At 64.1% G+C, this 14,049-nt stretch carries 7 protein-coding genes; all 7 read left to right on the forward strand.

Going from position 1 to position 14,049, the window contains the following annotated elements; genetic code table 11:
- Window positions 1-148: 148 nt before the first annotated feature.
- The 7 genes from MJ205_RS23635 to MJ205_RS00935 all read left to right on the forward strand — a co-directional run bounded on the left by MJ205_RS23635 (window position 149) and on the right by MJ205_RS00935 (window position 14,037).
- Window positions 149-1,444, forward strand: a complete 1,296-nt coding sequence (locus tag MJ205_RS23635) for a hypothetical protein (protein ID WP_256460953.1) — start codon at window positions 149-151, stop codon at window positions 1,442-1,444.
- Between the two features lie 227 nt (window positions 1,445-1,671).
- A complete protein-coding gene (locus tag MJ205_RS00910; RefSeq protein WP_256460978.1) occupies window positions 1,672-11,121 on the forward strand; it encodes a DUF11 domain-containing protein in 9,450 nt (3,149 codons plus the stop codon).
- Window positions 11,122-11,232: 111 nt separating this feature from the next.
- A complete protein-coding gene (gene hisI, locus MJ205_RS00915) occupies window positions 11,233-11,631 on the forward strand; it encodes a phosphoribosyl-AMP cyclohydrolase (RefSeq protein WP_182328367.1) in 399 nt (132 codons plus the stop codon).
- A gap of 88 nt (window positions 11,632-11,719) precedes the next feature.
- A complete protein-coding gene (locus MJ205_RS00920; RefSeq protein WP_239812626.1) occupies window positions 11,720-12,097 on the forward strand; it encodes a phosphoribosyl-ATP diphosphatase in 378 nt (125 codons plus the stop codon).
- Window positions 12,094-12,483, forward strand: a complete 390-nt coding sequence (locus MJ205_RS00925) for a DUF4870 family protein (RefSeq protein WP_239810777.1) — start codon at window positions 12,094-12,096, stop codon at window positions 12,481-12,483. The genes MJ205_RS00920 and MJ205_RS00925 overlap by 4 nt, the downstream gene beginning before the upstream one ends.
- Before the next feature lie 91 nt (window positions 12,484-12,574).
- A complete protein-coding gene (locus tag MJ205_RS00930; RefSeq protein ID WP_407064990.1) occupies window positions 12,575-13,585 on the forward strand; it encodes a patatin-like phospholipase family protein in 1,011 nt (336 codons plus the stop codon).
- A gap of 95 nt (window positions 13,586-13,680) precedes the next feature.
- The gene (locus tag MJ205_RS00935; protein ID WP_239810779.1) at window positions 13,681-14,037 is read left to right on the forward strand and encodes a histidine triad nucleotide-binding protein; all 357 of its coding nucleotides are present in this window, start codon (window positions 13,681-13,683) and stop codon (window positions 14,035-14,037) included.
- Window positions 14,038-14,049: the final 12 nt, after the last annotated feature.

Raw genomic sequence — 14,049 nt, forward strand, 5'->3', positions numbered from 1 at the left:
AACCCGATCTATCTAATTTTGGTCACAGTTTGTTTCGGTTGTCTGGGAAGATTCGTATATCAAGACCGTCGGCAATTGCAATGGAACTATGAAAGGTGTCGCTAACTGTATCTAGCGGCGCTGTCTAAGGGTTGGGGAGTTGTCGGCTATGTCGGTGTTTGGGATATGCGTTGCGCAGGGATTGTCCTGCCTGTCTCACTTTCGTTGGTTGCACGCACGTGCGGTGCTGCTGGTGGCATCGCTGCTTCTGCCATTCGGCGTCTGGGCGCAGATGTGCGCAGCACCTGGCAACGATGGGGCAGGGGCGGCCACCGGGGTGGTGAATGATTACTTCCCGGGCGCGGGCGCTTCGACACTGGCTGCTGGCAGCACCAGCCTGACCTTGGGCACCCAGCGAACCGGTGCCGCCAACAAAACCCTGGCCGCCAATGATTTGTTGCTGGTCATCCAGATGCAGGATGCGAGCATCAATGCGGTCAACTCCAGTGCCTATGGCAGTGGTGGCAGCGGCGGCCAGGGCTCGACCAGTGTCGGCAGCACCGGCCTGTATGAATTTGTCCGTGTCGTCTCGGTGTCGTCCGGGGTGGTGAGCTTCTCGCCCGCACTGACTAACACCTACCGCAATGCGGCGGCGACCGCCACCTCCGGTCAGAAGACCTACCAGATCGTGCGCGTGCCGCAGTACACCAGCGCGTCCGTCAGCGGGGTGACTGCGCCGCCATGGAACGGCGCTACCGGCGGGGTCGTGGCCATCGATGCCCGTGATGTGCTGACGCTCAACGGCGCAACGGTGGAGAACCAGGCCAACCGGGCGATCTTCCTTGCAGGCAAAGGCTTTCGCGGCGCCGTAGGCAGCAATGGCGCCAGCCGTGGCTCGCGCGATGACTGGATGGGTGACTACAGCAGCGCAGGCGGTGGTGGAGGCAAAGGGGAAGGTATTGCCGGCACTCCGCGGTATCTGGCCAACAAGGTCACGGCTTATGGCTCCAAGCTGGTCAACGCAGTGGCTTCGGGGGGATTGGGTCGGTGGATAACACTGCCGAAGGCTATCCCGGCGGTTCACGTGCACGAGGCGCCCCCGGCAATGCCGGTGGTGGCGGAGCCGATGGTGCTCCGGCTGGCACCAACAACAACCAGTACAACTCCGGCGGCGGAGGCGGCGGTAACTATGCCGCCGGTGGCGTGGGCGGCCGGCCCTGGAACTACCCGCTGGTCGACAGCGGGGGCCGAGGCGGCGGTGGCTATGTGGGCACCACCGCTTTCAACCGCATTTTCCTCGGCGGCGGCGGCGGCGCTGGTGGCACCAATGACGGCACTGCCGATAACAATGCCTATGGCAACAACGGCATTGCTTGCGCGGACACGGGCGGGCGCTGCTCTTCCGGTGCTTCGGGCGGCGGCATCGTCATATTGCGTGCGCAGAGCGTTACCGGCACTGGTGTGATCGACGTGCGTGGTGCCAATGGCTACAACGTGCAAAACGATGCCGCCGGCGGCGGCGGTGCGGGTGGCTCGGTCATCATCCACTCGGTCGAAGGCGGATCTGCGGTGATCGATGCCAGTGGCGGGGATGGCGGCAACGCATGGGCGGGCAACCAGACCAATGCTGCCAACCGCCATGGCCCTGGCGGCGGCGGCGGTGGCGGCTTCATCGCCTTCTCTCCGTCCAGCATGTCGGTCACTACCACGATCAATGGCGGTACACCCGGCTACACCACCAATGGCACCACCGACAACTACGGCGCCTTTGGCAACCAAGGGGGCATCGCTTCGTTCCAGTCGCCGAACGTTCCTGGCACCTTGCCGGGTGCCTCCTGTGCGGTTGACCTGCGCCTGACCAAGAGCAATGGCGTCAACATCGTCAATGCGGGCGGGCAAACCACGTACACGCTGACGGCCAGCAATGTGGGCGCGTCCCCCACCACAGGCACGGTCACCATCGTGGACAAACTGCCCCAAGGCGTGACCATTCCCGCTGGCTCCCTGCCGTTGACGGGCGCCAATGCCGCCAACTGGAGCTGCTCTGGCGCTGCAGGATCGCGCCTGATCACCTGTACCAGCGCTACCGCGATTCCCGCTGCAGGCAGCAGCGTGTTCGGGGTGACCGTCAATATCGGACTGCTCTCGGCGACGGGCCCCACGGCTACCAACAAAGCCAAGATCGGCGGCGGAGGCGATCCCCTCAACAGCACGGCGCCCACCGAAGCTGCCGTGGATGCCTGTACCGGCAACCAGTCCCCCGCAGGCTGCGCGCTGGATGTGGATGCGGTGAATTCGCCGCTGCTGAGCCTGACCAACACTGACAACACCGACGTGGTGCTGGCAGGCGGCACCACAACCTATACGCTGACGGTCAACAACGTGGGCAATGCGCCCACGGCCGGCACCGTCACCGTGGTGAATGCACTGCCCACCGGCATGGCCTACACCGGCGCGGCGAGCTTTACCAGCGGGGTGTTCAGCTGCAGCTATACCTCGTCGAGCAACAGTGTCAGCTGCACGACCAGTTCGGTGATCGCCGCAGGTGCCAGTGCCGCCATATCGCTGCCGGTGTCGATTGCGAGCACGGCGCCCAGCGCTTTGGTCAATCTCGCCAGCGTTGGCGGTGGCAGCGATTCGAGCAAGCCCAACGCGCCGACGGTCGCGTCCACGCAAAGCTGCTCTCCTGCGATCGCATCGGAAATCGCGACGGGCTGCGCTGCCGACACCGATGCGGTCAAGCGCGTGCAGCTGTCCTTGACCAAGGACGATGGCCGTTTCGGCATCTACGTCGGAGGCACGACCACGTATGCATTCCGCGTCAGCAACACCGGCGATACCGCCTCGGTGGGCACGATCAACTTCCGCGATGTGCTGCCGGGCCCGATGAACTGGCCCGCAACGTTGACCAAGACGGGCGCCAATGCGGCGGACTGGACCTGCACGCGCCTGAGCGCCACCGAAGTGAGCTGTACATCTGCCGCGCCGATTGCGGCCGGTGGTGTGAGCCAGTTCAGCCTGCTCGCCAATGCGGGCGCGATGACCAGTGGCACCCAGTACATGAACAAGGCGCGCGTCGGGGGCGGTGGTGATGCCACGCTGGCCACCGCTGCGCCCACTGCGGACCAGGTCAATGCCTGTACCAACAACAGCATTCCGGCGGGTTGCGCGATTGATCTGAACACGGCGCAGACACCGCCGACGCTGCGGCTGACCAAGACCCATGCCGATCCGCAATCCAAGGCGCCGGGGGCGGCGGTCGCCTTCACGCTGACGGTTGCCAACACGGGCGCGGAAGCCCTGGCCAATACCGTGCGGGTGGTGGATGTGTTCCCTGCCGGGCTCAGCAATGTCACGGTCGCTGCGACGCAGGGTATTTTTAGCTGTGCAATGGGCTCCGGCGCCGACAGCAATGTGCTGACCTGCAACAACACGGCAGGTGCCTTGGCCGCCAATGCGTCGGCCAGCATCGCGGTGACGGCGACGGTCTCGGCTACGACCAGCACCACCTTGGTCAACAAGGCGCAGGTGGGTACCGACAATACCGACCCCAGCACCAGCAGCTACCCCACCAGCACCACCGCCGCCGCCTGTACGGCGCTCAACACGCCTACCGCAGGCTGTGCCACCGACTCCGTTCCGGTGGTGCCATCGGCCACGTTGACGGTGGTCTCCAGTGTCAATGCCCGCGCTGCCAGCACCGACCAGTTCACCGTAGGCATCAGCAATGGAGGCCCCAGTGCGACGACGGCGGGCACCGCCACCAGTGTGAGCACTGCCGGCTTTGCGGTGACGCCGGGCACCAGCTACGCCCTGAGCGAGACCGCTGCGGGCACGACCAATCTGGCGCGCTACACCACCAGCTACGCCTGTACCAATGCCACGGCCGGCGGCACTGCGGTAGCGCCAGGCACTGGCACGACACTGACGCTGACGCCGCAGGCGGGCGATGCCATTACCTGTACGTTCACGAACACGCCGATTGCGCCCCGTCTGACGCTGGCCAAATCGATTGTTTCGCGGGCCTTGGCGTCCGACCAATTCACGGTGGCCATCAGCAATGGTGGCCCCTCGGCGTCCACCACCGGCACCAGCACGACGGCCAGCACCACGGTGTTCACAGCGACCGCCGGCACCAGCTACACGCTGAGCGAATCCGTGCTGGCGGGTGCCAATCTGTCGCGCTATACCAGCAGCTACAGCTGTAGCAATTCCGGCGTCGCAGGTACCGTGATGCCGTCGGGCACGGGCACCAGCTTCAGCCTGGCGCCCCAGGCGGGCGACAACATCAGCTGCACCTTCAGCAACACCGCCATTGCGCCCAGACTGACGGTCAATACGGTGGTCGCCGGCCGCCTTCTCAGCACCGACCAGTTCACGGTCGGCATCAGCAACGGTGGCCCCAGTGCGACGACCACCGGTACGCAAACCACGGCCTCGGCAGGCCCGACCACTGCGACGGCAGGCACCAGCTACCTGCTGACCGAAACCGCTGCCGGCACGCCTGCCACCAATCTGGCCCGCTACACCACGACCTACAGCTGCACCAATGCCACTGCGGGTGGCACCAGCGTCGGATCGGGCACCGGTACCTCCATCACCGTGGTGCCCCAAGCCGGCGATGACATCAGCTGCACATTCACCAACACGCCGGTCTATCCCAAGCTCAGCGTGACCAAGGCCGCATTGCCGGGCAACTTTGTCGCCGGTGCCAGCGGCCAAAGCTACCGCATCACCATCGGTGTGGCCAATGGCCCCACCACCGCAGCCATCAGCATTGCCGACAGCCTGCCCACCGGTGTGACCCTGTCCGGCGTGCCCACCGTCAGTGGCGGTGCCACATTGAGCGGTTGCAGCACCAGCGGCAGCACCATTGGCGCGTGCCAACTGGCCAGCGGCTTGGCCAACGGCAGCTATGTCGTGACCATTCCCGTCTCTGTCGCACCGTCGGCCACCAGCACGGGCGCTGCCAACACCGCCAACCTGGGCGGTGGTGGTGACCCCAGCTGTACTGCGGCCGCTACGACGGACGCATGCGATCCGACCACAGGGGCGGTGGCTGTGAAGACGCCCGCCAATGTCGGCCTGGTCAAATCCGGCGCTGCTACCGCCGTGGCTGGCAACAGCTATGTCTACACGCTGGCGCTGAGCAACAGCGGCCAGACCGCCACCGCCTCCAACCTGGTGGTGCGCGACCAGTTGGCCCCTGGCATGGTGGCTACCGCCGTCACCGGTGCCAACTGCGGCACCTTGCCCAGCGCTGCTGGCGCGTTGCTGAGCTGCACCGTGGCCGATCCGGTTGCGGCCGATGGCGGAACTGCCAGCATCCAGCTGACGGTGACCATGCCCAGCGGCGGCGGCAATGTCGTCAACTATGCGGCCACCCATCCATCGGGTAGCGGCAACCCCGGTGTGGATCCTGGCCCGGCCTGTACCAATGCCGCCAATGTGGTGTGTGCCAGTGCGACCACCGCATCCAGCACCCCTGCCAATGTCAGCCTGAGCAAGACCGGTGCGGCCACCGCGCTGACCGGCTCGAGCTACGTCTACACGCTGACCCTGAGCAACAGCGGCCAGCTCGCTACCGGCAGCAACCCGATCATCAAGGACCAGCTGCCCGCAGGCGTGGTAGCTACCTCGGTCATCGGTGCCAGCTGCGGCACGCTGCCCAGCAGCGCCGCAGCCCTGCTGACCTGTACCGTGGCGGGTCCGGTAGCCGCTGGTGCATCTGCCACTGTGCAACTGACCGTCACTTTGCCAAATGCCGGCGGAACCTTGGTCAACAACGCGGCGACCAACCCCACGGGCTCAGGCGCCCCTGGCGTGGATCCCGGTGCCACCTGTGTGAACAGCGCCACCACCTTCTGCGCAAGCCATAGCCTCGCGGTCAACACGCCGGCAAGTCTGGCAACCACCAATGTGCTGACATCGGTCAATGGCAGCCCGGTGCCAGCCGGCTACCTGGCCAAGCCCGGCGATGTGCTGACCTACACGGTGACCGTCGTCAACAGCGGTGGCACGGCAGGCTCCACCGACGTGGGCCAGACCGTACCTGCCGGTACCACCTATACGGGCAGCGGCCAAGGCTGGAGCGCAGGCTGCACGGATGCGGGCACGCAGTGCACGCAAACCGTGCCAGTCGGAGCAAACCAAACCAGCACCGTGCAGTACACCGTCACCGTCGCCAGCCCAGGCAGCACGGCAACGATTGTTGATACCGCCACCAGCTCGGTAGGCACCTGCACCGCTTGCCAGGTCAGCACCGATACACAGCGGGCAGACATGCAGGCGAGCATCTCGGTCAGTCCAGGCACCACCAGTGCGACGGGTGTGGAGCTGACCTACACCAGCATCTGCAAGAACAATGGCCCGCAAACGGCCCTGAACGCCGCATGCACGGTGAGCGCTCCTGCTGGCGCCGCGACGAGCTGTACACCTGCCAGTCCGGCTGCAACGCTCGCTTCCGGCTCCAGCATCACCTGCACCACCAAGCTCACACCGGGTGTGGTGGGTGACTACGCCGTGAGCGTTGCCACCAGCAACACCTTGTTCGACCCCGCAACCGGCAACAACAGCGCAACGGCGACCGTCAAGGTCAACACGCCAGCAGCCCTGCGCATCGTCAAGAGCCTGGCGCAAGTCAACGGCGCGGCTGTGCCTGCCAATTACGCAGCCAAGATCGGCGATACGCTGGCCTATGCGATGGTGGTGACCAACACCGGCGGCACCGCTGGCACCACGGTCTTGACCGAGACCGTGCCGGAGGGCACCCAGTTCGTCGGCGGCAACGCGCCAGACCTGGGCCAAGGCTGGAGCCAGGCTCCGCAAGCTTGCGACGCGGCAGCCAGCATCTGCACGCAAACCGTGTCGGTCCCTGCACAGAGCACGGACGGTGTTCCCGGTCAGCAAACGGTGCAGTTCACCGTGAAGGTCCTGGCCCCAGCGACCAGCAACGGCAAGATCACGAACACGGTGGCGAGCGACGTGGCTGCCGCCTGTGCTTCCGGTACTTGCGCGGTCGAGACGGCCAATGCAGTGGCTGATATGCAAGCGCAGATCAGCTCCATCCCCGCTACGGCGGTGGTCGTGGGTCAAAGCGTCACCATCACCGGCACCTGTACCAACAACGGCCCCGCCGATGCGGTAAACGCCAGTTGCGCCATGGCCGTGAACAATGCCGGCACCAGCATTGCCGGCACCTGCGCTGCCAATGCCGACCTGGCAATGGGTGCGAACCTGAGCTGCTCTGCGACCTTTGTCGCAGCCGAAGGTGCGATCAGCGCCACCATCCATACGACTACGCAAAGCTACGAGAGCAACACGGCCAATAACACGGACACCAAGTCCACGGTGGGCAATACGCCTGCGAGCCTGGCGACCACCAATGTGCTGACCTTGGTCAATGGCAGTCCAGTGCCGGCTGGCTACCTGGCCAAGCCCGGTGATGTGCTGACCTACACCGTCAGCGTTACCAACAGCGGCGGTACCGCTGGCTCCACCGAAGTGGGTCAGACGGTACCAGCAGGCACGACCTACACGGGCACCGGCCAAGGTTGGGGTGCAGGTTGCACGGCAGCGGGCACGCAGTGTGCGCAGCCAGTCACTGTTGCCGCAGGCCAGACCAGCATGCTGCAGTACACGGTGACGGTAGCAAGCCCAGGCTCGACTGCGACTATCGTGGACACGGTTAGCAGCTCGGTGGGCACCTGCACGGCTTGCCAGGTGACTACCGGCACGCAGCAGGCAGATATGGCGGCAACTGTGACCGTGACGCCAGGCGCTATCAGCACCACCGGTGTGGAACTGATCTACACCAGCGTGTGTAAGAACAATGGTCCGCAAACGGCTTTGAACTCAGCTTGCGCAGTGACCGCTCCAGCTGGCGCTCAAACCACCTGCACGCCAACCAGCCCAGCGGCTACCTTGGCTTCTGGCACCAGCATCACCTGCACCACCAAGTTCACGCCAAGCGTGGCTGGTGACTATGCCGTGAGCGTGGCTACCAGCAATGATCTTTACGACGCGGCACCAGGCAACAACACGGCCAATGCCACTGTCAAGGTCAGAACGCCAGCAGACCTGCACATCACCAAGACCTTGGCGCAAGTCAATGGCGCGGCTGTGCCAGCGAACTATGCAGCCAAGATCGGGGACAAGCTCACCTATGCGATGCTGGTGACCAACACGGGTGGTACTGCTGGCACGACGGTCTTGACCGAGACCGTGCCAGAGGGCACCCAGTTTGTGGGTACTACAGCCGACCCAAGCCAGGGCTGGAGCCAAGCACCGGTTTGTGAGGCAGCAGGTAGCACCTGCACGCAAAGCGTGACGGTGCCAGCGCAAAGCGCCGAAGGTGCCGCTGGTGAGAAGACCGTCGAGTTCACCGTGGAAGTGATTGCGCCAGCTACCAGCAACGGCAAGATCACCAATACCGTGCTGAGCGATGTGGCGGCTGCTTGTACCGGCACCAGCTGCTCGGTGGAGACCAACAAAGCAGTGGCAGACATGCAAGCGCAGATCACCGACATCCCAGCTACGGCGGTGGTGGTGGGTCAAAGCGTGACCATCACTGGCGTCTGTACCAACAAGGGCCCCGCCGACGCTGTAAATGCCAGCTGCGAGATGACCGTGAACAACGGCGGCAACAGCATCCCGGCAAGCTGCGGTGTCAATGTGAATCTGGCATTGAACGAAAGCATCAGCTGCACGGCCAGCTTCACGGCTGTAGAAGGTGCGATCAGCGCCACCATCCATACGACTACGCAAAGCTACGAGAGCAACACGGCGAACAACACCGACACCAAGTCCACGGTGGGAAACACTGCGGCTAGCCTGGTAACCACCAATGTGTTGACCGCAGTGAACGGTAACCCTGTCCCTGCTGGTTATCTGGCCAAGCCCGGCGATGTGCTGACCTACACGGTGACGGTTGCGAATACCGGCGGCACCGTAGGCAGCACTGATGTGGGCCAGACGGTGCCAGCAGGCACGAGCTACACGGGAACGGGCGAGGGCTGGGGCGGCGGTTGTGCAGCAGCATCGAGCACCTGCAACCAGACGGTAGCAGTGGGCGCGGGCCAAACGAGCTCGGTGACCTACACCGTCACCGTGGCGGGCCCTGGCAGCACTGCCACCATTGTCAACACGGCCACCAGCAGCGTTGGCAGCTGCAGCGCTTGCCAGGTAACGACCGGCACGCAACGTGCAGACATGCAGGCCACCGTGGCTGTGACGCCAGGACCGACCAGCACCACCGGTGTGGAACTGGTCTACACCAGCGTGTGCAAGAACCAGGGCCCACAAAGCGCGCTCAACGCATCTTGCATCGTGACTGCGCCAGCCAATGCGGTTACCACTTGCGCGCCTGTGAGCCCAGCCGCCACTTTGGAGTCTGGTGAGAGCATCACCTGCACCACCAAGTTCACGCCAAGTGATGCGGGTGACTACGCAGTCAGCGTTGCGACCAGCAACACCTTGTACGACCCGGCTGCAGGTAACAACACGGCAACGAAGACCGTCAAGGTCAATACGCCGGCCGAGCTGAACATCGCCAAGACCCTGGCGCAAGTCAACGGTGCTGCAGTCCCTGACAACTATGCAGCCAAGATCGGTGACACGCTGACCTACCACCTGCGGGTGACCAATGCGGGCGGTACCGCCAGCACCCTGGAGCTGACCGAAACCGTGCCGGAAGGTACCAGGTTTGTCGGTGGCGCTGCCGCTAACCCTGACCAGGGTTGGAGCCTGGCACCCCATGCCTGCGACGCAGCAGCCAGCACGTGCACGCAAAGTGTGACCGTTCCCGCGCAGAGCGCAGGCGCACCGGGCGAGCAGACCGTGCAGTTCACGGTGGAAGTGCTGGCGCCAGCGACCAGCAGCGGCAAGATCATCAATACGGTGACCAGCGATGTGCCAGCCGCTTGCGCGGCCGGTGGCTGCACGGCGGAAACGGCCAATGCGGTCGCGGACATGCAAGCGCAGATCACGACGATTCCATCTGGCGCCGTGGTGGTTGGCGACAGCGTGACCATCACCGGCCAATGCACCAACAACGGCCCGGTGGAGGCGGTGAATGCCAGCTGCGTGATGACCGTGAACAACGGCGGCAACAGCATTGCAGCGACTTGCGGTGCCAACACCCAGCTTGCAGTGGGCGAAAGCATCAGCTGCACAGCGACCTTCACGGCCGCTGAAGGATCCATCAGCGCCAGCATGACGGCGGCAACCGATAGTTATGAGAGCAACACCGCAAACAACACGGCCACCCAGGCTGTCAACGGCAATACGCCTTCGGCAGTGACGGTGCGCAATGTGCTGGTGAAGGTCAACGATGCGCCCGTGCCTGCCGGCTATGTGATCAAGCCCGGTGACAAGCTGACCTACCAGGTCCTGGTCAGCAACACGGGCGGTACGCCGGGCTCGACGGTGCTGACGGAGACGGTGCCTGTGGGCACCCGCTATGCCGGTACCGACGAAGGGTGGACGGCGGGTTGCGGCGCATCGCGCAGCACCTGCAACCGTTCCGTGACGGTGCCCGGCGGTAGCGCTCAGGCACCGGGCACGGTGGCTTTCGAGTACACGGTGCGCGTGGAGGACACGGTCAGCAGCCCGAATGTGGTCAATATTGTGGACAGCAGTGCACCAGGCAGTTGCAGTGCAGCCTGCTCGGTGAGCACGCCGACGCAAGCGGCCGATATGCAGGTGAGCATGCCTGCGACCATCGATGCCAAGGTGGGCGTGGAGTTCACGCTGACCTCGGTCTGCCGCAACGCAGGCCCCGCCACGGCAAGCAATGCCCGCTGCGATGTGAGCGGCGCACCGGCCGGTGCGGTCACCGTGTGTACGCCGACCCCGCCGATCGCTTCGCTGGCGGTGGGTGAGTCGGTCACCTGTACCACCAAGTTCACGCCGAGCTCGACGGCTGCCATCACGATCAACACGCGCGCCAGCAGCGATGTGTACGACCCTGTCGCGGCCAATAGCGAGGCCTCCGCGTCCGCCGTGTTCACCAGCACACCGCCAGCTGCCGTCAAGGCAGTGCCTGTGAATGCTGCATGGGCGACGGGTCTGGTGGCCTTGTTGCTGATGCTGTTGGCAGGCAGGGCCCTGCCGCATCGCCAGGGCCGTGGTCGGCAGGACTGACCATTTTTGACCCTCAACCCCACCGGCCCGGCTGCATTCGCTGCACCGGGCCGGTTGCATTGGGGGCTGTTTTCTCCCTGCAGTGCGCACAACTGCATTGAATGCGAGACAATTCCCCGCATGAACTGGCTCGATCAAGTGAAATGGGATGCGCAGGGCCTGGTGCCCGTGATTGCGCAGGAGCAGCACACCAAGGATGTGCTGATGTTTGCCTGGATGAACCGCGAGGCGCTGGCCCACACGGCCGAGCTGGGCCGGGCGGTGTACTTCAGCCGTTCGCGCGGCAAGCTGTGGTTCAAGGGCGAAGAGTCCGGCCATGTGCAGACCGTGCACGAGATCCGCATTGACTGTGACAATGATGTGGTGCTGCTGAGCGTGACCCAGACGGGGCATGAGCCGGGCATTGCCTGCCACACAGGCCGCCACAGCTGTTTTTACAGCGTGTTGCGTGATGGCCAGTGGCAAGCGGTCGATCCGGTCTTGAAAGACCCGGAATCGATCTACAAATAATCCCTGTCCAGCATCCGCCTTCCTTTGCAGCCCTTTGCGGCTGCTTCGCTATATTTCCGATATGACCGATACCTCCCCCTCTGCTGCCATGTCCTCGACGGATGCCTTGATGCGTCTGGCCGAAGTGCTGGAGTCGCGCAAACCTGCCAATGGCGGTGATCCCGAGGCCAGCTATGTGGCCCGTTTGCTGCACAAGGGGCCCGACGCCTTTTTGAAGAAGGTGGGAGAGGAGGCGACCGAGGTGGTGATGGCTGCCAAGGATGTGGACCACGGGGCGCCCGCCTCCAAACTGGTGTACGAAGTCGCCGATCTGTGGTTTCATACGATGGTCGCGCTGGCCCACTATGGCCTGAGCCCCGCTGATGTGGTGAATGAACTGGTACGCCGCGAAGGCCTCAGTGGCCTGGAAGAGAAGGCGATGCGCAAGGTAAAAAACCGTGAAGCTGAAGAAGGGAGTTCCGCATGAATGATGTCGTTGACGTGAAGACTGTGGATTCGGCCGCAATGGAAAGTCTCAAGACCTGGGGCTGGGTGAGCTACCTGCTGCACCTGATCGTGGCAGTGGCGGCGGTGGTGCCCAGCGCGCAGGCCAGCATCGTGCTGCTGCTGATTGCACTGGTGATCGACCTCGTCAAGCGCAGCGATGCGCAAGGCACCTGGCAGCAAAGCCACTTCTCCTGGCGCATTCGCAGCGTCATCTGGGCCGGCATCCTGTATGTGGTCACCGCGCCGCTGTGGATCCTGTTCCTCGTCCCTGGCTGGATTGCCTGGACGCTGATTTCGCTGTGGTTCCTCTATCGCATCGTGCGCGGCATGCTGGCAATGAACAAAGACCAGGCCATCCATGGCTAGCGCCGAGCCGCAGCCCGAAGCGCCAGCGCTGCCGGGAGAGCCGGTGCCCGTCGAAGCCGAAGCGCCCAAACGCCTGCCGCGCTCCAAGGGGGTGGACGAAAACACCCCCCCGATCAGCCTGGCCTTGCAAGGCGGCGGCTCGCATGGTGCCTTCACCTGGGGGGTGCTCGATGCCTTGCTGGCTGACCGCAGCCTCTGGGCCGAGGGCATCAGCGGCACCAGTGCCGGCGCGATGAATGCCGTCGTGATGGCCTATGGCTATGGCAAGGCGGCAGCGACCCAGACAGACCGGCGCAAGGCCCATGAGGCCGGCTGCGAATCGGCCCGGGAGAGCCTGACCCAGTTCTGGGAAGGCGTGGGTACCATGGGCAGCCTGATGGCGGGCGTGCCGATGGCTGGCAAGGCCATCTGGGACATGATGAGCCAGTGGCTCTCGCCCTACCAGACCAATCCCCTCGATATCAACCCGCTGCGCCGTCTGCTTGAGAAAGTGGTGGATTTCGACTTTTTGCAGCACGAGCAAGGCCGCAATGCCCCCCGGGTGTTTGTCTGCGCGACCAATGTGCGTACCGGCAAGGGCGAGGTGTTCAGTGGCAAGCGCTTGTCCGCCGATGCGGTGATGGCCTCCGCCTGCCTGCCGATGATGTACAAGGCGGTCGAGATCAAGGACCAGCACTACTGGGACGGCGGCTACTCCGGCAATCCCTTGCTCTACCCGCTGATCTACCAGACCGGCAACAGCGATGTGCTGCTGGTGCAGCTCAACCCGATTGAGTACAACGAGGTGCCCACCAACGTCCAGGAAATCATGGACCGTATCAATGAAATCACCTTCAACGCCAGCTTGCTGGCCGAGTTGCGGGCGATGGGCTTTGTGCGCCGCCTGCTCGATGAAGGCAAGCTGGACCGTGAACGCTACAAGTACATGCTGATGCACCATGTGGATGGGGGTGCCGTGCTCAAGAGCTATGGCGCGTCCAGCAAGAACCGCTCCGATGCGCCCTTTGTGCGCGAACTGTTTGAGCGGGGCCGTGTGTCCGGCGAGAACTGGCTGACCCAGCACCGCGCCGATGTCGGTGTGCGTTCTGGCTTCAAGGTGTAATTTACTGATGGTTGGCACGGTTGCTGCTTGTACCGTGCCCAGTGCTGGTGGCTGCCCGCTGCGGCGCCGCCGTTGTTTTGAGAGATAAGAATTTTATGCACGATCCCGACTGCCTTTTTTGCAAAATCATCGCCGGCCAAATCCCGTCGAGCAAGGTTCATGAGGACGAGGACATGCTGGTGTTCAAGGACATCCACCCGGCCGCTCCCGTGCATTTGCTGATGGTGCCCAAGCGGCACATCCCGTCGATGGCGCAGGTCGGTGCCGAAGATGCTCCGTTGCTGGGCCGCATGCTGGCCAAGGCACCGCAACTGGCGCTGGACAACGGCTGCAACCCCTATCCGCAAGGGGGTTTCCGGCTGATGGTCAACACCGGCGAGGAGGGCGGCCAGGAAGTGCACCACCTGCACATCCACCTGCTGGGCGGCCCCCGGCCCTGGAAAAAGGGCTGAGCGCTGGCTCCG

The organism is Comamonas sp. B21-038, assembly GCF_022387135.1.
GTDB lineage: Bacteria > Pseudomonadota > Gammaproteobacteria > Burkholderiales > Burkholderiaceae_C > Comamonas > Comamonas sediminis.

What these genes read in the sequence shown, in the direction of transcription:
- MJ205_RS23635 (WP_256460953.1), top strand. Translation starts at nt 149, where the DNA reads ATGTCGGTGTTTGGGATATGCGTTGCGCAGGGATTGTCCTGCCTGTCT.
- MJ205_RS00910 (WP_256460978.1), top strand. Translation starts at nt 1,672, where the DNA reads ATGTCGGTCACTACCACGATCAATGGCGGTACACCCGGCTACACCACC.
- MJ205_RS00920 (WP_239812626.1), top strand. Translation starts at nt 11,720, where the DNA reads ATGTCCTCGACGGATGCCTTGATGCGTCTGGCCGAAGTGCTGGAGTCG.
- MJ205_RS00925 (WP_239810777.1), top strand. Translation starts at nt 12,094, where the DNA reads ATGAATGATGTCGTTGACGTGAAGACTGTGGATTCGGCCGCAATGGAA.
- MJ205_RS00935 (WP_239810779.1), top strand. Translation starts at nt 13,681, where the DNA reads ATGCACGATCCCGACTGCCTTTTTTGCAAAATCATCGCCGGCCAAATC.